Below are 20,349 nucleotides of genomic sequence, written 5' to 3' on the forward strand. Positions count from 1 at the left end.
CACCTCGAACCGGAGACTAAATTAGTAGATGCACCCTGATTAATTAACTCCCGACCAATTTTGGCCGGGTTTTTTTTTCGTATTGCAGTCAAAACCACAAAATTTCAATAAATCAATAATTATCCGCGTTAATCTGCGTACATCGGCGGTTAAAAATCAAATTGATCCCGAACATCGTCCTAGCCACTGGAAAGTAAATAAAGATGCACCCTGATTAATAAACCCCAGCCAATTTTGGCCGGGGTTTTTTTTGCTCGAAAGCTGGATTAGTCGATCGACCTACAACACATCAAAAGACTGCACCTCAAGCACCGGGCCGATCATAGCAAAAGTCATCACATCCTTGCGGACTTCACCTTTGACACTGACTTTCAAATCAGCTTTTTTCAACTCAGAAGGAGCATTCTTAAGTTCGTAAGTTTCCCCATCTTCGCCAACCAAAGCCCAAGTGCCCGGGCCTAATCCTTTGCGTTCAATTTTGCCTTTGACAGTAATACTCATGCCGATCGCACCTCTGTTTTAATTGCTAAACGCGCCAGTCCGAAACACAGAAAAGCATTGACAATCAAGAATGTTTGTGATAATAAACCTGTGCCCAATCCCCAGACTGCGGGAGACACAAAAGCATTCACCGCTAAACTGCTAGCAAAGCCGATCGAAATGGCGATCGCGATCCACTTCCACTGTTGATGTCCCAACAGCAAAGCAATCAAAATCCCAGGAATCAAAACGCTAGCAAAAAAGGGATTCAGCATACTGCTGCCAGTAATTGCACCGCCGAGTTCGGGAATAGAACTGCCCATCACCCGCATCGGCCACTGCGGCAAGTCAAATACAAACAAGTTCCGCAGGAAAAAGAACCCAGAACTACCAGCAATCAAGCCACCGGAAAAGCCCCAAGTCCAGGCGAAGGGGAAATAATTCCGCATCAAGAAAGCCAGCAGGTAAGAACCGAGCACCATTGCAATTTTAGGCAACAGGGCGACTGCGCCGCCGTCAATCCAAAAGCGGGGGTTGAGATAGCCGTTATCGCGCAGCCAGCGGAAAAAATCGCGGAAGTTGATTTGTCCGCGCTGGGCTAGCTGAACTGCGGCGGCTGCGTCTAGATGTCCTGAACCAAAATGGTTTAACGGATCTTCAGTGACACTTCGCGACGACTGCAAGAGTACGCTGCGAATTTCGTTTGGTTCTGTGATACCGGAAGCCTTGACAAGGGCTGCAACGGCTGCAACGTGGGGAGAAGCCATGCTAGTGCCTTGGTAGCCTTCAAAGACTTCGGCGCCGGTTTCCGGGTCGATCGTACTTTGTAGGATTTTGCCCATTTCAGAACCGCCGGGGGCTGCAATGTCAACCCCTGCGCCGAAATTGGAGTAAGAGGCTTTTTCGTCGTCGGGGCCGAGGGCGGAAACGCCGATGACGTGGGGATAGCGGGCGGGATAGGAAGCGGAACTGTCGCCGGAGTTGCCGGCGGCTGCGATGATGACAACGCCTTTAGAGTGGGCGTAGTCGATCGCCTCGGACATTAACTGACTTTCACCGCCGCCACCGAGACTCATGTTGATAACATCGGCGCCGTTGTCAGCAGCAAATTTAATTGCTTCGGCGATGTCGGAAACCGTGCCGCCACCGCTGCCGCTTAACACTTTTAGCGGCATTAAAGCTGCTTCGTAGGCGATGCCCGCAACGCCGTAATTGTTGTTAGTTGATTGGGCGACAGTACCTGCGACGTGAGTACCGTGGCCGTTGTCATCGTAGGCTTCGGCGCGATCGTTTACAAAGTCGTAGCCCGGTACAAATTTGGTTTCTTTTAAGTCAGCGACTGGAGTAATACCCGTGTCAATTATCGCTACTGTTGTGCCGCTGCCTTTGGTTTCGTTCCAGGCAGATTCTACATTGATACTGCGGAGATTCCACTGCTTGGTATACATGGGGTCGTTGGGAATCTCGAAAGCGCTGTAGACGTAGTTCGGTTCAATGTATTCGGTATCTTTAGCCAAATTTGATTTTCTCAGGGCGTTTAGCAAAGTGCGATCGCCCTTAACTACATATACATTGTCTGCCGCTGAGAATTCGCTGTTGAGTTGCGGTGCGACTTGGTACTGTTGGGCGATCGCATTTACTTCTTTCGCAATCTCAGCAGCACCCAAATCTTCGCGGAAATCCAGCACAATCGAGTCGTAAGTGCCTTGAGTAGCAAGTCCTGGGAAATTAGAAATCGCCCAGCCGAGCCCGATTAAAAATAAGCACAGAAGGAAAAACTTTTTCATTGCCGATCGTCCGTTTAGGGAAGGCGTGTTCACCACAATAACCCAATTTTCACTGCCCGCGCCAGTTTTCCTTGCTGTGGCTTGTGGATATCTCGCACGCGGGCGTTTGGTATTTTTCGGCTGTGGCTGTTGCTCGATCAAAAATTGCTCTAATTTCTAGTTTAAATTGCAGAGCAAGTTTTAGGAGTTCAATTAATTGTATCATTAGAGAAGATGAGAAACAGAACAAGCGAGTATTTTCAACAAGGGTATTGCATGGAAAGAGGTTTAATGTGGCTGCCCCTGCTGGCAATCTTTATCGGGCTGGCTTGGGCAGGGTGGAACGAGTATCAAAAGCTGGAAGCGTATCGCGTCTGGGCAGAACAATTCGCTAAAGCCAAGTACGATATTTATGCTGTACTCGGTCAGCAAGAAGACTGTTTAACTTGGGGAAAACCTACTCGCAGCGGGCCTGTAAATTTGCAAACTTTTTCTTTAAAAGACGTGCAGTCGCTGCGGTTGTTAGTCAACTCTCAGGCAGTTGATTTAGAGTCGCCGCCGAATTCGGGAAGTCCAATCGCCCTCGAATTTTTGTTGAAAGATGCTGCTGCGGTGCAGGTTCCTTTTACAGAAATTCCTCTAGCGACTAAATGGGGAAAACACTTACAGCAAGAATTGCAGCGCTTTAGGTAAAAACACTCTCCGGCGGGGCAGTGTATGGGGAGCATCTCAATGAAAGCAACCAAGCCCAAAATTGGAGTTTGGAGGCAGGAGTTTGGAGGCAGGAGGCAGAAGAAAACAGGAAGAAGGAAGGAGCCAGAAGAAGTATTTTTCCAAATATAAGATGCTCCCAGCGTATTAGATATGAACTCGGCTACTTGAAGTTACAAAAGTCTGTAAAACTGGTAGTAGAAATAGAAGTTACGCACCAAATCCTTTGAACTGCCATCTATAGGGGTAAAGTACGCACTGATCGCCCGGAGGACATGAGTTATTACAGTAAGTAGTAGGAGTAGTGTTCCCGTGCTTAGCCCGCTCGTGTTCCGTGCGTACCTTACAGTTCAAGTTATTGACCCCCTCGCATCCAGGATACCCGCCACGTGATTCATCCGTCCAGAAATAAAAAACCTGTATCCGATGAAAATTGGCGAACGTATTTATCTGTGGGGTCAATGCTTTAATCTAAAATCTAAAATCTAAAATCTAAAATCGATTGACCCGCGCGTCCTAAAACAGCTAAATTGCCAGCCCCCCAATCTGCGGAATGCAAACACAAGAATTTTTACAGCGCTATCAACAGGGAGAGCGCAACTTTGGTCACATTGACCTTAGCGGCGCTAGTTTAAGCGGTGTTAACCTGCGAGAAATAGACCTCACTGGTGCTAACTTGACCGGTGCTAATTTGAGCTGGTCTTTTTTGAGCAATGCCAAGTTGATAGGGGCTTGTTTGCGGCGCGCGGATCTCCGCAGTGTGGGGCTGGCTGGGGCGAATCTGAGCGGGGCAAATTTGAGCGGGGCAAATCTTGCTAAAGCGGATTTGCGCCTTGCTTGTTTGGAAGCCGCAGAACTCAATTGGGCCGCGTTCCCCGAAGCGGATTTGGGCGGTGCTAATCTTCAAGGAGTTAAATCTGACCAAATTAATTTGGCTGGGGCTAAACTCGACGGCGCGAAGTTGATGGAGGCGGAATTGATGGAGGCGAATCTCAACCGCGCCAGTCTTGTTGGTGCTAATTTAACGGGTGCTAATTTGCGGGAAGCGCATTTGGTGGAAGCGAATTTGCGATCGGCAATTTTGAGCGGTGTAAATTTGATTGAAGCTGACTTGAATGGCGCTCAAATGCGATCGGCAAATCTGACGGGCGCTGACTTGCACCGAGCTGTGCTGGCGGGGGCGGATTTGACTGAGGCGGTGCTGGATAACGCTGATTTGAGTCGAGCTAATCTGGCGGGTTCTTATTTATTGAAAGCGAGTTTTAAGAAGGCGCTTTTGCTGCGAGCTAACCTGCAAGGAGTGTATTTACTGCGAGCTGATTTGAGCGAAGCTAATTTGCGAAGTGCTGATTTGCGGAAAGCTGATTTGAGTGGCGCTTATTTGATGGATGCGATGTTGAGTGAGGCGGATTTAAGAGAAGCTTGTTTGATTGAGTGCCGTTTGATTCGGACGAATTTGGAGGGGGCGCAGCTTACGGGTTGCTGCATTCAAAATTGGCAAGTTCAAGATGTCGATCTGTCGAGAGTTGACTGCAGCTATGTTTTTACTGAGTTTGATTATACTGCCAAAGTTGCGGCCAATCGCTTTCCGGTCGATCGCGATTTTGAGTCGGGGGAATTGGGGCGGCAGCATCAAGAGGACAGTTCTATTGTCAAGGTGTGTTTTGATGAATCTCCTAATTGGGAGGCTTTGGTTTTTACGCTGCGTCGGGTGGAGTTGGAAAGCCACGAACTCAAATTCAACGTTCAATTTTTTGATTCTGCGGGAGAACAAAGTTTACTGCGGCTGAGCGCGAACCGTTTGGTAAACGGCAAGATTTTGGGCGATCGCATTTTGGAGCTTTATCCAGATATGTTGGAAAAGGTTTTAGCCAAGGGTGCTGAAATTTTGAGTTTGCTCGACTTGGCTGTTCCTAGTAACAATGCGGAGGCGAGTCACAAGGAGGCTTTGCTCAGAAGACAGGAAATCTACCAGCGAATGGTGCGCCAAATTTCGTTTATTTTGATGTCTCAGACGCCGGATAAATTCTCCGAAAGCGTGCAGCGGCTGTTGGATTATTTGAAGCAGCAAGGTATCCCGACAGAGCAGATTCAAAAGAAAGTCATCAGTCAGGCGATCGTGCAGCGCGCCAAGCAAGACCCAGTTTTTCGCGAACAGTTGCTCGCGTGGGAGAAAACGGCGTCCGATCGCGTTCGCGGTTCGATGATGGGGGAAGCGGTGCGGTTTGCGATCGCTCTTTTGCTCAATTATTAACAGTTAATTGTGAACACTTAAAGCCGGAGAGCGACTAATACCCGCACTTGCTCGTCGGTGTCGGAAACTGCCAGCGATCGTGCATTACTGCCAAGCAATACCAAGTTTTTCGGGAACATTTGCTCAGGTGGGAGAAAACGGCTTCGGAGTGCGATCGCTCTTCGGTAATGGGGGAAGCCGTGCGGTTTGGGATGCCCTTTTGTGGGCATGAATACACACAAAATCTTACCCCCATTAAAAATCCTCCAACCGGATCTCGATTTAACTGTCCGGTTGATTAGAATATAGTTCAGTTTCCTCCTTCAAAAGATTACACAACTCATTCAAATCTTTCTTACTGTGTTCAATCAGTTTTTCACCTCGCTCCTCAAGGTGATCGATATTACTGGGACTTGCGTTGTCCATTTGGTCTTGACCATTATCGCTACTCAATTGAAGTTGAAAACGATAGTAGTTTCGGTTATTATCTTTGTCTCCTTTACTCACCATTAGCTGCTGAAGCTGAAACGCAACAGATTCGCTTTGACCATCTAAAACAACGTTAAGTAAGGGAAGCGCCCATTTGATTTGTCCCCAATTTTTGGCGTCTCTATACTTATACCTCCTGGTGACTGAGCCAGTACCCAAAGAAACAACAAGGGTATCCTTACGGTGTAGTTCTTCATCAGTCTTTTTCTTGTAAGAAATCATTGCCTCCATCATTGCAATTGAAGCAGGATTATTTGCAAAAACTCCACCGTCTACCAAAGCGTAATGTCCCTCATCGGTAGTATGTGCCGTTTCGAGTTCGTAGGGTGGAAAGAATGTCGGTGCAGCAGAAGTTGCCATGGCTGCCTCCCACATTTTGAATCCACTACATAGTTTGCGGCTATGAATACTGTCGCATTCCTCTGCGTCCGGATTGCTTGTAAAAAAAACTGGTGCTCTCAGTTCGATATCATAGCTGGGGATGAAAATTTCTCGTAAGGCATCTTCAACCTTAGCTTCACCTAGAAGATCCTTTAAAACTTGTTGCTTACCTTTTGGGTTGTGCTTGGGTTGTAGCAACTCGTCAAAAGACATTGGAATATTCTGATTAAAAACCTTTTGTCCATACTTGCGATAGAAATTTACAAGTTCGGCAGCGGTATACTCTGGCTCACGATTGATGCTAGAGTCTGAGTTCTTTCTAGTTAAACCCAGTGCTAAAATTCCTCCTGTTGAAGTGCCTGCAATAAAATCAAACATTGTTGCTATGCGTTTTCCTGTGCGCTCTTCAATGTAGTTGAGAACGATCGCAGGAATAATACCTCGGATACCGCCACCATCAATTGAGAGAATTCTTCTCTTGAATTTAGTAGCCATCACATTTACTCCTTTAGATATTGCTTAAGTTGTCAAGATAAATGAAACAAACTCAGGATCGCGAATTAAATAACTTACAATTTTAATTGTTATTGTGGGATGGGCGTCCCGCCCGTCCAAAAAGAATGGGCGTCCCGCCCATCCCACTTTCAAGAGTGGAAGTTATTTAATTCTCATTCCTCATACAGGATCAAAATACCAATAACCAACGTCATCTTATAGTTTGCGGTTGCCTCGAAATAAGAAAATCGAGTCAATAGTTAACACTCAAACATTGAGTTTTTGGCTTCCGACTAAACAGTCAACAGTCAACAATTCCGGAGGAGTGCAACCGGAATTGATATGAATCCAACCCGTTATTAGTGCGGTAACTTGCTGAGGGCGTGCCAAGTTCTATAGCCGACAATTCCATCTTGCGGTAAAGCCTTGCTCAGTTGCAATTGTCGCACGGCTACATCGGTCATCGGCCCGAAGAATCCGTCAATAAATCCGAAATAGTATCCATTGATTTTCAAGACATTCTGAACTATTTTAACAGCATTACCAGAACTGCCCTTCATGACGACCGGCATATTCACAGGTGCACCAGAGTATAGTGCTTCCCAAGTGATAGGGCCGACAATCCCATCTTCTTTTAAAAAGACGCGGTGTTGATAGCCTTTGACGGCGTTTTGAACTTGGACACCGAAGATACCGTCAATCGGGCCAAAATAATAACCCCAATGATATAGAAGCTGTTGTAGTTCCTTGACAGCTTGACCTGTTGAACCCATTTGTAAAGTGGGTTTGTTTACTCCCGTGGTTTCAGCAAATGCCAGAGTTGATTGAGCAGTATTATCGGCGACGAGAGCCATAGTTTCATTGTTCAAGCTTCTTTCTTCGGTGTACATAATGTGCTTCCTCTCAACAGTTAAGTTTTGGTGTTTGATATTTCAGGTATAACTGGTGGGATTTGTGGATGCACAGTCACTTTTTCGAGTGTCACTCATTTGAGTGTCACTCGTTTGAGTTAGTCCCAGTGTTAACTGTTAATATCTCTTCCGGCTGCGGCGGAATGATATACTGAAACAATGTTAAGAGTGCAACGAAGACAAGTTATGCACTAAACGCCTAAAGTTGGAGCCTCCTCAAACTCCAGAAAGAAGAGCAGGCATGATGAATTTTCCGAGGTGTCTAAAGGATTGTTTCTACTTACCAGTCTTGGCTGCGTAGCCGGCGACCCGCTAAGGCCCGCACTTGCTCTTCTGCGTCGGAAACTGCAAGCGATCGCAACAAGGGCACAACTCCCGGATTTTCGGGATAATGTTCGATAATAGCTTCGAGTGCTGTAAATCTGGGATTGTAAGGAAAAGAACCGTTTTGATTGTCAGGATCGCTCAAAGTTCGATCGCGCAAAAACTCAAACATTCCCGGCTCATCTTTCCATCCCCGCATTAACTCTACCAGGGCGATCGCCCGCACCTGCGAATCTTGATCTTTTTGAGCTCTAATTTTCAGCCACTCGAAAGTTTGAGACTGATTTGTCCACCCGCGCGCTAACTTTTGCAAAGCGATTTGCCTGACAGCGGGACTCTCATCGCCCTCTGCTTTAGCCTCCAGCAGCATCCAAGTTTCAGGATTGTCTGGCCAGTTGTAAGCGAGTTCAAGCACCGCCGCTTCCCGCACTAGCGCTTCCCCAGAATCGAGCTGAATTTTCAGCCAAGACAAGGTTTCCGGGGCGTCGGGCCACCCCCGCACGATCGATCGCACCAGCACGCTCAGCAGGTGAGAATCATGCTCATACTCGACCCGGCTTTTGAGGAAAGGCAGCGTCTCGCCCCGATGAGACCAGCGTTTTGCGATCTCTGCCACCGCAGTTTCTCGGACGTTCAGGTGTCTGTCAGACGCGGCGAGATTTTGCAACCAGCCAAAGATTTCGAGACTGCCTGATGCCAGTGCGGCGACAGCCTCCACTACTACTTGCCGCACAGTCCAGTAATCCTCGGAATCAGCTATTTTTTGCAGCAGGGGCAGGGTTTCTGGGTGATCGGGCCAACCTGCGGCTATCTGTTGTAGGGCTATTTCTCGCAGGTCGGCGTCGCGATCGCCCAATGCTATATTTTTCAAAAAAGTCAGAGTTTCGGGGTTCCCTGGCCAGCCAGAGGCTATTGCTTGCACTGCTGAGCGCCGGACGCTGGAACTCGCGTCGGACTCGGCTTTAGTCTTCAGCAGCGGGTAAATGTCTGGTTCGTCGGGCCAGTGCGAGGCCAATTCTTCTAAGGCTGCTGTCCGCACTTCTTTACTGCTGTCAGATTCGGCTAGGGTTTTCAGCAGCAGGCAAACGTCGGCTGCGGCGGGCCAGCCCGCTGCCAACTCCCGCACCGCTACGGTTCGCAGGATAGAACTTCCTGTCTGGGCAAGGTTTTTGAGCAGGGAGGCCGTGCCTAAAAGGCTGTGCCAACCTCTGGCTATTTCTTGCCACGCACAGACTCGCACTCCCAAATTTTCGTCGGATTCGGCGGCGGTTCTCAGCAGCAGCAAGGTATCTGTGCGATCGGGCCAATTAGAGGCCAACTGTTCGAGTGCTGCGGTGCGGACTGCGGGACTTTGATCTGACATAGCCAGGGCACTCAGCAGCGGCAAGGTATCGCTCGTGTCGGGCCAACCACAAGCCATTTCTCGCGCACAGGTCGATCGCACTGCCCAGCTTGGATCTGATTTGGCGAGGTTTTTGAGCATCAGGTAAATTTCTGGCTGATCTGGCCAACCACGGGCTATTGCTTCGACTGCTGTGGATCGGACTTCGCCACAGTCGGTGGAGTGAGCGAGTATTTTCAGCCAGGGCAGGGTTTGCGGGTCGTTTTTCCAAGTTTGGGCGATCGCGGCGATCGATCGATTGCGAATTTGATAAGTTTCCTGCAATTCTTGAGCGCTTTGATAAAGAATCAGGAAACCCGTGCCGTATTGCGATAACTTTTTTAAAGCGTTTAACAGTTTTTTTTCGGTTTTTTTATTAATATCATTTTCAACTTTTAACAAGCATTGCGCTGCTAAAAACAAATTAATAAATTTTTCTTGTTGACCGTTCTGATCTGTGAGATATTCTATAATTTGGCTCGCTGTTTCTTTGTCGAGCTTAGCTGCAATTTCTCTGAGGACTTCGTGCAAAGATTCGTCCCGCCAGTGCTGGCCGAAAACTTGTATGTTGAGTTCGCCCCAAGTCAGTTGACCGATTTGGAGTTGGGCATGGATTAACTCTGCTACAATCTGGGGATTATTTTCGGAAACAAGTTTTTTTAACAACATACCGATACCCTGCCCCTTAAGTTTGTTTGCATTGACCATCCTCGCATCAGCTCGGATATTAATTGAGATTTTTTTGAGCGAGCGTGGAGTATGGAGCCAATCGACTCTATTTTATACGAAAAATACTGAGTCGGGAGGGCCCTAATGCAAAATCCGCCAGCACCCACAGAAATGTTAGGTGGTGGCGGATGGCGATCGAACAATTAAGCCGCTGAATCTAACTAACAGCTACTTGGACGCGATCGGCTACAACCCGAACCGCAAAAGTAGGAATCTTTACCGTTTCATCATCCAGACATTGCCCGGTAGTCAGACTAAAGTTTTGTTTGTAAATGGGAGAAGCAACTTTGAGAGTGCCGTTGCGATCGCCCACAATTCCCCGCGACAACACAAAAGCTTTGCTAAACGGGTCATAATTGCTAAGCGCATAAACTTCATCCCCGTTTCCCACTCGGAAAATCGCCACCTGTTCGCCTTTAACTAAAGCGCAAACTCCAGTATAAGGGGCGATCGCATCCAGAGAACACACATCTACCCAAGTAGTCACAGTATCCGAAACTTGTAATGATTGAACCATTTTCTTTTCCTGTTATTTTACTTCAATCTCGTTCCCAGTCTCCGGCTGGGAACGTAGGTTTCGAGGCTCTGCCTCGCCTCGCGGAAGGAGGCTCTGGCTTACGGTTAGAGGAGGCAGAGCCTCCGGGACTTCATTCCCAGGCTCTGCCTGGGAACGAGATTAATTTACTTCAATCTAGTGTTCTTGTTCCCCCCTTATTAAGGGGGGCTAGGGGGGATCTCCGGGTTTCCTAGGCTCTGCTTGGAAACCCGATTATATGGGTTATTCCGAAACTCCAGCCAGAGCCTTTTCATGTTCGTTAGCCGGCCGCGTTTGTCCCCGTTCCGCAACACGAACAATACTCGGATCGGGCAAATCGGAATTCACAAAATGCTGGAATCGCTGCACCTTTTGTGGGTCTTCAATCGTCGTTTTCCACTCACATTGATAAGTATTCACTAAATGTTCCATCTGCGCTTCTAATTCAGCACAAATGCCCAGAGAATCCTCAATTATTACCTGTTTCAAATATTCAATTCCGCCCTCAAGTTTGTTCAACCAAGTAGCAGTGCGTTCCAATCTGTCGGCGGTGCGGATGTAGAAAACCAAGAATCGATCGATATACTTAATCAGCGTTTCCTTATCGATATCCGTCGCCAGCAAAACCGCGTGCTGTGGCTTAATACCGCCGTTGCCACACACATACAAATTCCAACCATTCTCTGTCGCAATTATCCCAAAGTCCTTGCTTTGAGCTTCCGCGCATTCGCGAGTGCAACCAGAGACAGCAGATTTGAGCTTGTGGGGCGATCGCAAACCACGATACCGCAATTCAACTTCGATCGCCAAACTCGTTGAATCCTGCACCCCAAAGCGGCACCAAGTGCTACCAACACAAGATTTTACAGTACGCAGAGCCTTACCGTAAGCGTGTCCCGACTCAAATCCCGCATCAATCAACCGCCGCCAAATATGCGGCAATTGATCCACACGAGCTCCAAACAAATCAATCCGTTGCCCGCCAGTAATCTTAGTATAAAGCCCAAAATCCCTGGCAACTTCACCCAAAACAATCAACTTATCCGGCGTAATTTCTCCCCCCGGTATTCGTGGCACCACCGAATAAGTACCGTCGCGCTGAATGTTTGCCAAAAAGTAATCGTTCGTATCTTGCAAACCGACGTGAGACTTCTCTAAAATATGGTCATTCCAAGTAGAAGCCAGCATCGAACTAACAGCAGGCTTGCAAATTTCGCAGCCCTTACCTTTGCCGTGTCTTTCAATCAACTCCTCAAAGGTTTTAATCTCTTGAGAACGCACTAAATGGTACAATTCTTGACGAGAATATTCAAAATGTTCGCAGAGATTATTTTTGACTGCAAACCCAGCTTTCTTCATCTCCGCCTTGAAGATATCCGTCACCAAAGGCACGCAGCCGCCGCAGCCCGTCCCCGCTTGAGTGCATTTCTTGACGCTGGCAACATCGGTTAAATTATGCTCGCGAATCGCTGCACAAATCTGCCCTTTGGTAACATTATTGCAAGAACAAATTTGAGCAGAATCCGGCAAACTGTCAACTCCAAAACCCGCCGGTGCTCCCCCTTCTCGCGGTGGCATTAATAAATCTTCGGGATGCGGCGGCAGAGCAATTTCATTTTGCATGAATTGCAGCAAAGTGCCGTAAGCCGAAGCATCTCCCACGAGAATTCCGCCTAAAATTCGGCTGCCGTCTTGATTTAAAACTAATTTTTTGTAAATGCCTTGGAATGTGTCAGTGACAACAATTTCTTTAGCATCGCCCGACTTGGGAAAAGGCTCTCCAAAACTAGCGACATCCACTCCCAATAATTTGAGTTTAGTGGACATATCCGCACCTGTAAAAGTGCTTGTGGGACGGGCATCTTGTCCGTCATCCGCTACACGGCTCAAAATATCTGCTGCTACGCTTGCCATTGTATACCCAGGCGCAACTAAGCCGTAGATGCGATTTTGATACAGGGCGCATTCTCCGATCGCATAAATGTCAGGATCGGAGGTTTGGCAGCTATCATTAATCAAAATGCCGCCGCGTTCACCTACTTCTATACCGCAACTTCTGGCAATTTCGTCGCGGGGCCGAATGCCAGCAGAAAACACAATCATATCTGTTGCTAATTCCGAACCGTCAGCAAACAGCATTTTAGTAACTTTGCCATCTTCACTGACAATTTCTGTGGTAGATTTGCTGATATGAACCGAAACCCCCAAATCTTCTATTTTGCTGCGGAGAATTGCCCCGCCAATTTCGTCAACTTGCACGGGCATCAGCCGCGAGGCAAACTCAACAACGTGAGTTTTCAAGCCCATATTTTGCAGAGCATTAGCACATTCTAGACCTAACAAACCGCCGCCAATTACTACACCTGTTTTGCAATTTTTAGCGTAATCGGACATCGCTTCCAGGTCGTCAATTGTCCGGTAAACAAAAGTTCCTGTAGCGTCTTTGCCTTGAATTGATGGCACAAATGGATAGGAACCGGTCGCGAGAACAATTTTGTCGTAGGGAACTTCTAAACCGTTGGCTGAAGAGACTGTTTTTTGTTCCCGATTAATGGCGACTGCTTTGTCGCCAATGTGAATCTGGATGCCGTTTTGTTGATAAAATCCCGGTGCAACTAAAGATAAATCTCCCGCTGTTTTGCCAGAGAAAAATCCGCTGAGGTTTACGCGATCGTAAGCAACGCGCGGTTCTTCACAAAAAGTAATTAAATTCCAGTGTTTGGCAGCATCCGAGCTCACCATTAACTCCAGGAACTTGTGACCTACCATGCCATTGCCGATTACAATGAGGTTTTTTTTGGCTGTCATGAGAATCTATTTTATCCCGTTTATCAGTCGTTGGGTTAATTAATATAAGAATTTATTATAAACTTTTGTACTTATAGATACAAAAAATGGAGATTTATGCAATTGTCGAATACTTCCGATTGCATTTTTGCATGATATGTGCGATCGACCGATTTTAGATTTTAGATTTTAGATTTTAGATTTACTCCACAGTTAAGTGGGGTGCGTTAGTCGATTTTAGATTTTAGATTTTAGATTTACTCCACAGTTAAGTAGGGTGCGTCAAGTAAGTCTTTTTGACAAAACGATTAATATTTTTACTGTGACGCACCTTACAGTTTTCTAATTCTTAATTATTATTTAAGCGCCCATGCCCGAATACTGCTTCAAACCCTGCCGCCATAGCCAGCGATTCCACACAAAAAACACCGCACTCCAACCCAACATTACCAACAAACCGCGGCCTAAATCTACGGGTAATCCTATCAAGATAGAAGCGGGAAAATGAATCAAATAAGGAAACGGCGTCCACAAAACTACTTCGCGCACGGGTGCGGGAAACACTTCTAGTGGCGCGATAAGTCCCGATAAAAACAGGTAAATTAGAAACCAGAATTGCTCGATCGCACTTGCCCTTTCCAGCCAAAAAGCAAACAGCGCAAAGGTATACTGTATAATAAACCGCAAGCAAAAAGCCAAGACGATAACCAGCAAAAACAGCAAAAACCTGCCAAAACTTGGCAGCCAAAAAGCCTGCGGGTAAAGTGCAAAAAACAGCAGCACTAATCCCAATACAAACGGCAGCCTCGCAAACCTTTCGGAAATGTGAGATACGAAGTGGTGCCATACGGGATCGAGAGGCTGCAACAATTTATTAGATAGCCTGCCTTGGACTACTTCCTTTTCAAACTCCCAAATCACCCAAACTACATTTGTTTGCCTGACAATGAAAGCCGCTAGAAAATAACGAGCAAAGTCGATCGAATTCAGCCCAAATTGACCAGTTTCGGCCGCCTGCATCCAGACACCCATCAAGATAAACGGCAAAGCTCCCGACAGCGCCCACAAAAACAACTCCGCCCGGTATTCGAGCATATAAGCGTAGTAGGTAACTAGCAAAGTTTTAGCAATTCTCACAATTCTGTTCATATCAATTCTAGATTTAATTTTTCTGTTTTAGCAACGGGCAAGATGCCCGTTCCACAAAATATTGAAACTCTTGTGGAACAGGCATCTTGCCTGTTCAATTTTTCTGTTTTAGCAACGGTTTTAGCAACGGGCAAGATGCCCGTTCCACAAAATATTGAAAATCTAGTGGAACAGGCATCTTGCCTGTTCAATTTTTCTGTTTTAGCAACGGGCAAGATGCCCGTTCCACAAAACATTGAAAATCTAGTGGAACAGATATCTTGCCTGCTATGGAGAATCAACCCAGCCAAAAACATTACACTTTTCCCGTGCGAAAAACTCTACCAATTACCTCTTCAATTGGCGGATCGGTAACAGTCAAATCTATCACTTCTAACTCCGCCAAAATCTTCGCCACGCTCACCGTCAGCTCTTCCCTTTTCACCAAAAATCGTACCGATTGTCCCTCAATAGATTCTACCTCGCCGTAAGCAAAAGCACTATCTTTTTCCAGCGGCTTAGCTAATTTTACCTGAACTTCCCGATAAGGTGCAAACCTGTCGAGCAATCCGTCTAAACTGCCATCATAAACTAATTGCCCTTCATGGATTAACAAAACGCGCTTGCACAAAGCCGTAATGTCAGCCATGTAATGACTCGTCAACAGCACCGTTGCTTGATAGCGCTCGTTATATTCTCGCAGAAATTGCCTGACGCTAAACTGTGCGTTTATATCCAAACCTAAAGTCGGTTCATCTAAAAATAATACCTCCGGCTGGTGCAGCAGCGCCGCCATCAATTCAGCTTTCATGCGTTCGCCTAAAGAAAGCTTTCGTACAGGCTGATTTAACTTGCCTTCTAGTGACAGCATCTCTGTTAATTCTCCGACTCGCCGTCGATAATCTGCATCGGGAATGCCGTAGACAGCGGCATTGATTCGCAGAGAGTCAAGCACAGGTAAATCCCAAATTAACTGCTGTTTCTGCCCCATCACTAAGGTGATTTTTTGCAGAAAATCGGCTTCGCGACGGAAAGGAGTACGATCGCACACACTCACCGTACCCGCAGACGGATAAATCAAACCCGTCAGCATTTTCAGCGTAGTAGTTTTGCCCGCACCGTTAGCGCCGAGAAACCCCACGAATTCCCCCGGTTCAATACTGAAAGAGACGCCCTCAACTGCTTTGATATTGCGGTAAGTGCGACTAAAAAAGTGTCGCACTGTTCCTTTAAGTCCCGGTTCTTTAATCGCTACTGGATAAACTTTGCTCAAGTCTTCAACTAAGATAATTGGCATCGGCTCAAATTTTAACTTTTATTTTAATCTAGGGTATTTCCATCAGGCTTGTGTCAAGATGGAGCGATCGAGCTATCTAGTAGGGTGCGCCAGCCATTGCTCGATCGCGAGTCAGGAAGTAACTGTGTTCTGGCGCACCCTAATAAACTGTAGAATATTGCAAAATATCCATAATCACATCGCACAAAGTTTACAACTATGGTACTCACCCCAGATAATTCAGGCATCTCTCGTTTGGTAGGAGACAATTCTCCTGAAAATATTACACTTGCACCAGGACAACTTGCTAGTTTTCCTGGGGGACTTTGGATGGTGGGCGGCAATGATACTGTCAGGGGATCGTCAGATGCAGAACGGATTTTCGGCAACGATGGTAAAGACAGTCTGTTAGGCGGTGTCGGCAATGATTCTATTTACGCCGGCAAAGATGATGACGATGTTTTGGGAGAAACTGGCGACGATTTCTTGACAGGAGATAGAAATAGCGATTTCCTTGATGGGGGTGCGGGAAATGATTTGTTGCGCGGAGGACAAGGTGTTGATTTGTTAGTGGGCGGAGACGGTAATGATACTTTAATTGGCGACAGAGATGTGGATATTTACCAAGGTGGTGCAGGGAATGATGTATTTGTTTTTAGAGTCGATCAAGCGGGAATCCGAGTAGTTGGAATTGAAGTTCCTGACGCGGTAATTGTGGATTTTGATAAGTCTAGCGATTCGATTGGCATTAGTGTGGCATTTACCAGCAGCAATATATCATTGGAAGAGGTAAGCTATAGCTTGAACGATCCGAGACTGCTGCTGATCAATCCTGCAACTATAGCGGGGGGAACGAGTTTGTTAGCCAAGGGTGGCATTTCCCAGCGAAGTCTCGATCCCGATGGCAACGGCCGTGTGGAAGCTACTAATATTAGATTTGGTTTTACTAATGCGTTGTTGGGTACTGTTTTGAATGTGACCCCAGCCGATTTAAACGATCGTTTTATTAATGCTAATTCTTTGCTTTAATTCGTTGCTTATATATCTCTAGTAGGGTGCGACCGGGCGCACCTTACCCATTACCCATTATCTAACTCATCGTCAAAACTGCGCGATAGCGCACTTGATTGTCCCGGACTTTCTGCATTGCTTCATTCGCTTGTGCGATCGCAAAAACTTCAACAATTGGCTCAATCTCAAACTTCTCTGCAATTGCCAGCATTTCATTAATCATAGCGCGACCGCCGATGAGAGAACTCACAATTCGGCGTTGCTTTACCAGCAGCGAAAATAACGGAATGCTCAAAGGTTCGTCGGGAACTCCCACAAAAGCAAGCGCACCGTTAGAATCGAGAAAATCAATGTACGGAACCCAATCTAAAGAAGCAGGAACAGTGCTCAACAAAATATCTAATTTGCTGCTGGGGGCTTGAGGAACTTCGCCTTTTCCTACTACAATAGCTTCGTCCGCCCCCATTTTATGTGCAAATTCTGCCTTATCTTGGGAAGTAGTAAAAACTGTAACTCGGTTGCCTAATTTTTTGGCAAATTGCACCGCCATGTGTCCCAAACCGCCGATGCCAAGAATGCCAATTTCTTGCCCAGAACTCATCCCCGCATTTCGCAAACCGGCGTAAACCGTAATTCCGCCGCACAACAGCGGCCCCGCTACGTTGGAATCGATGCCTTTGGGAATAGGAAAAGCAAAGCGGGAATCTACCATCAAATAATCGGCAAAACCGCCCGGCCCTGTAACAATTAATCCCTGGTTTTCATCGCAGAGATTTTCGTTACCGCGCAAGCAGTCGTGGCACTGCAAACAAGACGACCTTTGCCAGCCGACACCAACGCGATCGCCCACTTTTAAATGAGTCACTTGCGGCCCTATTTCTGCCACTTCTCCGATAACTTCGTGGCCCGGAACGAGGGGATATTTTGATTGACCCCAGTCATTGTCAATCATGTGCAAGTCAGAGTGACAAATGCCGCAGGCTAAAACTTTGATAATACATTCATGTACTTTTGGAGGTTCGACATCGAATTTGTATTCTTCAAGCAATCCGCCTGTTTTTGTAACTGCAAGTGCTTTGATTTGCATGGTGTATTTCCTGGTTTGTTTGCCATTATAGTGCTCGATCGACTTTCACAGTCTCTTTCTTTAGTTGTATATATTCAGGTGAACATACCCCTAGAAATGATGCGCGTTACTAATAATTTGTCGGGTGCTTGTGGCGCACCTTACCAATTAGCAATTACCAATTATAGCAATCCTCGCATCAGTTGTAAAAATATTTAGGGGTAGTGCTAATAGTGCCTACCCCAGCCTGCATCGGGGCAACCACGGGGGGGTTGCCCCTACAAGAATTACACAAATCATTTAGGATTGCTATAGCAATTACCAATTAGTCTCATAACTTGCCATTTCCCATTGCCCACTGCATCAAACCGGGAAATAACCGATAAGCTTCCGATGCCAAAAAAGCAGGGCCGACGGTAACTTCTGCACGCTGATTTTTCAAAGCATCCCAGATAGCTTTAGCAATATCTTCTGGCTGAGTTGCCCACTCAGATTTCAGCATTTTGCTCATTTGCTGGCGGCGCGATTCGACTGCGGGTTCGTCTCGATCGCGAAATTGAGCTCTTTCTAAAAAATCGCTGTTAATCAGGCCCGGATGCACGGCGCAAACGTGAATACCTTGAGGCGCTAATTCCAATCGCAAAGTTTCTGTTAAACCTGTTACTGCATATTTGCTGGCACAATAAGCAGTCATTTGAGGCAAAGGCATTTTGCCACCAATTGAACCAACATTGACGATTGTCCCGGTTTTTCGTTCCAAAAAATGTGGCAACATTTCTTGAATTGTGTTAACGCATCCCCAAAAATTGGTATTCATTAATTGCTGCCAGTCTTCGGAGGTAGTGTGCTCGATCGCCCCCGTGAGACAAATGCCAGCATTGTTAACTAAAACATCGATGTTGCCGCAGGTATCTAGGGCTTTTTGGACGATCGCCCGCACTTGATGAATGTCGCCAACATCCCCCGGAATAGCTACAGCGGAAGTGCCTTCTCGCTGCACTTGAGCCGCTGCTGCTGCCAATCTCTCAGACTGGCGAGCTACCATAACTACATCGTAACCTTTACTTGCAAATAAAATTGCTGTTGCTTTGCCGCTTCCTTGAGAAGCGCCTGTAATCAAAACTGTAGGAGCCATAGATAGTTATAAATTGTAATATCAATTCCGGTTCAACCGGAATGACAGTTGACTGTTGACTGTTAGCTGTTGACTGTTGACTGTTAACAGTTAACTGTTTGGACATTTGAACAATACCGATGCAACCGGAAACGAGATGATTCGGACTTGTGTGATGTTAATTTTTGTAGGGGCGGGTTCGCCAACAATAATTGCCCATAATCTACAATCTCATAAACCCGCCCTGCCCATACTGCGATATTGAAACTATAACAGAGGTCAGGTAATTTTAGGCGCGCTCTAGGTTAATATTTCTTGAGTATAGCAATTTTTCATTTGGCGATCGGGCTTTTTTAACGAACCGCGAAGGCGCGTTAGCGATGCGGCGCGTTAGCGCTAAGACGCGAAGGAAGAGAGAAGAGGAGAGGAGAAGAAGAGAAGAGAAATTATTCATAATTTGTGCGAAAATTGCTTTGTAAATTTTCCCAATGCCCTGTTTAGCCAATGCCCAATGCCTAAAAAATGAATCTTCCGAAACAAACGCCTAATTGGTCGATCGCCCTAGTGTTAATTATCGGCGTTTTAGCCGTCTCAACTTCATCAATCTTAATTCGGCTGGCTAACTTTTCAGCAGGGGCGGGCGGTTTGGGTTTCAGTCTGGTGCTCGCGGCCTCTCGTCTGACTTTATCTGCTTTAATTCTGCTTCCGGCTTGGCGAAAAATTCAGTGGAACACCCTGCAACCGGGAGCTCGGCGCTATGCTGCGGCTGCGGGTTTGTGTCTCGCCCTGCATTTTGCCCTCTGGATTACCTCACTTTCTTATACTTCGATCGCCGCCTCGACAGCCCTTGTCACCACTAATCCTGTCTGGGTAGCGCTTTTGTCGCGTTTCTGGTTCGGCGAAAAACTCAGCAAAATGTCGATCGCTGGTATTACTATAGCCCTGACTGGGGGAATGGCGATCGCCCTTGGAAGTGCGGGCGCAGCTAATGCTGGCAGCAGCCAACTGCTGGGCGATTTCCTGGCTCTGGCTGGTTCCTGGGCTGTCAGCTTGTATTTGCTGCTGGGCCGGGAAGCTCAGCGCCAGGGACTGGGAATTGGTGGCTATATCGCGATCGCCTATACTGTTGCTGCGATCGTCCTGCTGCCTCTCCCCTTCGCCTTCGGCACTACTTATACTAATTACCCCGACATTGTATATTTTTATATTTTGTTAACGGCAGCTTTGCCTCAGTTAGTCGGCCACACCATTTTGAACTGGGCTGTAATGCAGATTTCCCCAACTCTGGTAACTCTTGCCATCTTGTTTGAACCGGTGGCGGCGAGTTGGTTGGGTTATTTGCTGTTTGGGGAAATGCCGGCGCCGGCGGTACTCGCAGGTGCTGCGGTGCTGCTGTTGGGTGTAGCAACCGCTACCGTAGGAGCAAAAAAAATAACACTCAACACTTAAGAGTTAACAGTTTTCGACATTGCCACTACAGTTGCCGTGAGTCAGAATAAAACAAATCAGGGCTTAAAAACAAAAATAACTCG

At 46.8% G+C, this 20,349-nt stretch carries 17 protein-coding genes; 5 read left to right on the forward strand and 12 right to left on the reverse strand.

Going from position 1 to position 20,349, the window contains the following annotated elements:
• Nucleotides 1-279: 279 nt before the first annotated feature.
• Together QT984_RS08975 and QT984_RS08980 are read right to left on the reverse strand one after the other, a co-directional pair.
• Nucleotides 280-501 carry a hypothetical protein gene (locus QT984_RS08975; protein ID WP_333057430.1) on the reverse strand — a complete coding sequence of 74 codons (222 nt, stop codon included), beginning with the start codon at nucleotides 499-501 and terminating at the stop codon, nucleotides 280-282.
• On the reverse strand, nucleotides 498-2,267 hold the full coding sequence (locus tag QT984_RS08980; protein WP_333339835.1) for a S8 family peptidase: 1,770 nt from the start codon (nucleotides 2,265-2,267) through the stop codon (nucleotides 498-500). The genes QT984_RS08975 and QT984_RS08980 overlap by 4 nt, the downstream gene beginning before the upstream one ends.
• Before the next feature lie 255 nt (nucleotides 2,268-2,522).
• Here QT984_RS08980 and QT984_RS08985 point away from each other — a divergent pair, with 255 nt between their 5' ends.
• Entirely contained in the window at nucleotides 2,523-2,939 is a 417-nt protein-coding gene (locus tag QT984_RS08985) for a hypothetical protein (protein WP_333057452.1), read from the forward strand.
• A 571-nt stretch (nucleotides 2,940-3,510) separates the two neighbouring features.
• Nucleotides 3,511-5,211 (forward strand): pentapeptide repeat-containing protein, encoded by a 1,701-nt coding sequence (locus QT984_RS08990; protein ID WP_333057429.1) that lies wholly within the window; start codon nucleotides 3,511-3,513, stop codon nucleotides 5,209-5,211.
• A gap of 34 nt (nucleotides 5,212-5,245) precedes the next feature.
• Here QT984_RS08990 and QT984_RS08995 read toward each other — a convergent pair whose 3' ends face one another.
• The 8 genes from QT984_RS08995 to QT984_RS09030 all read right to left on the reverse strand — a co-directional run bounded on the left by QT984_RS08995 (nucleotide 5,246) and on the right by QT984_RS09030 (nucleotide 15,647).
• Nucleotides 5,246-5,446 carry a hypothetical protein gene (locus tag QT984_RS08995; protein ID WP_333373815.1) on the reverse strand — a complete coding sequence of 67 codons (201 nt, stop codon included), beginning with the start codon at nucleotides 5,444-5,446 and terminating at the stop codon, nucleotides 5,246-5,248.
• Nucleotides 5,447-5,472: 26 nt separating this feature from the next.
• The gene (locus QT984_RS09000; RefSeq protein WP_333057427.1) at nucleotides 5,473-6,555 is read right to left on the reverse strand and encodes a patatin-like phospholipase family protein; all 1,083 of its coding nucleotides are present in this window, start codon (nucleotides 6,553-6,555) and stop codon (nucleotides 5,473-5,475) included.
• 359 nt (nucleotides 6,556-6,914) lie between these two features.
• Nucleotides 6,915-7,445 carry a peptidoglycan-binding protein gene (locus QT984_RS09005; RefSeq protein ID WP_333057426.1) on the reverse strand — a complete coding sequence of 177 codons (531 nt, stop codon included), beginning with the start codon at nucleotides 7,443-7,445 and terminating at the stop codon, nucleotides 6,915-6,917.
• Nucleotides 7,446-7,746: 301 nt separating this feature from the next.
• Nucleotides 7,747-9,840: a HEAT repeat domain-containing protein gene (locus tag QT984_RS09010; protein ID WP_333057425.1), complete on the reverse strand. Its 2,094-nt coding sequence runs from the start codon at nucleotides 9,838-9,840 to the stop codon at nucleotides 7,747-7,749.
• Nucleotides 9,841-10,057: 217 nt separating this feature from the next.
• On the reverse strand, nucleotides 10,058-10,417 hold the full coding sequence (nirD, locus tag QT984_RS09015; RefSeq protein WP_333057424.1) for a nitrite reductase small subunit NirD: 360 nt from the start codon (nucleotides 10,415-10,417) through the stop codon (nucleotides 10,058-10,060).
• Nucleotides 10,418-10,678: 261 nt separating this feature from the next.
• Entirely contained in the window at nucleotides 10,679-13,243 is a 2,565-nt protein-coding gene (nirB, locus tag QT984_RS09020; protein ID WP_333232106.1) for a nitrite reductase large subunit NirB, read from the reverse strand.
• 339 nt (nucleotides 13,244-13,582) lie between these two features.
• Nucleotides 13,583-14,371, reverse strand: a complete 789-nt coding sequence (locus tag QT984_RS09025) for an ABC-2 family transporter protein (protein ID WP_333057421.1) — start codon at nucleotides 14,369-14,371, stop codon at nucleotides 13,583-13,585.
• Between the two features lie 295 nt (nucleotides 14,372-14,666).
• Complete coding sequence (locus tag QT984_RS09030; RefSeq protein ID WP_333057420.1) at nucleotides 14,667-15,647, reverse strand: ATP-binding cassette domain-containing protein; 981 nt, start codon at nucleotides 15,645-15,647, stop codon at nucleotides 14,667-14,669.
• Nucleotides 15,648-15,845: 198 nt separating this feature from the next.
• On the opposite strand from QT984_RS09030, the gene QT984_RS09035 reads away from it, so the two are divergent.
• On the forward strand, nucleotides 15,846-16,655 hold the full coding sequence (locus QT984_RS09035) for a calcium-binding protein (protein WP_333057419.1): 810 nt from the start codon (nucleotides 15,846-15,848) through the stop codon (nucleotides 16,653-16,655).
• Nucleotides 16,656-16,716: 61 nt separating this feature from the next.
• Here QT984_RS09035 and QT984_RS09040 read toward each other — a convergent pair whose 3' ends face one another.
• Complete coding sequence (locus QT984_RS09040) at nucleotides 16,717-17,724, reverse strand: NAD(P)-dependent alcohol dehydrogenase (RefSeq protein ID WP_333057417.1); 1,008 nt, start codon at nucleotides 17,722-17,724, stop codon at nucleotides 16,717-16,719.
• Between the two features lie 15 nt (nucleotides 17,725-17,739).
• Here QT984_RS09040 and QT984_RS09045 point away from each other — a divergent pair, with 15 nt between their 5' ends.
• Entirely contained in the window at nucleotides 17,740-17,922 is a 183-nt protein-coding gene (locus QT984_RS09045; RefSeq protein WP_333057415.1) for a hypothetical protein, read from the forward strand.
• A gap of 112 nt (nucleotides 17,923-18,034) precedes the next feature.
• Here the strand turns inward: QT984_RS09045 and QT984_RS09050 are convergent, their stop codons facing one another.
• Complete coding sequence (locus tag QT984_RS09050; protein WP_333313697.1) at nucleotides 18,035-18,838, reverse strand: SDR family oxidoreductase; 804 nt, start codon at nucleotides 18,836-18,838, stop codon at nucleotides 18,035-18,037.
• Nucleotides 18,839-19,339: 501 nt separating this feature from the next.
• On the opposite strand from QT984_RS09050, the gene QT984_RS09055 reads away from it, so the two are divergent.
• Nucleotides 19,340-20,266, forward strand: coding sequence for a DMT family transporter (locus QT984_RS09055; protein WP_333232100.1), 927 nt, complete (start codon nucleotides 19,340-19,342; stop codon nucleotides 20,264-20,266).
• Nucleotides 20,267-20,349: the final 83 nt, after the last annotated feature.

The organism is Microcoleus sp. Z1_B2 (assembly GCF_036700325.1).
GTDB lineage: Bacteria > Cyanobacteriota > Cyanobacteriia > Cyanobacteriales > Microcoleaceae > Microcoleus.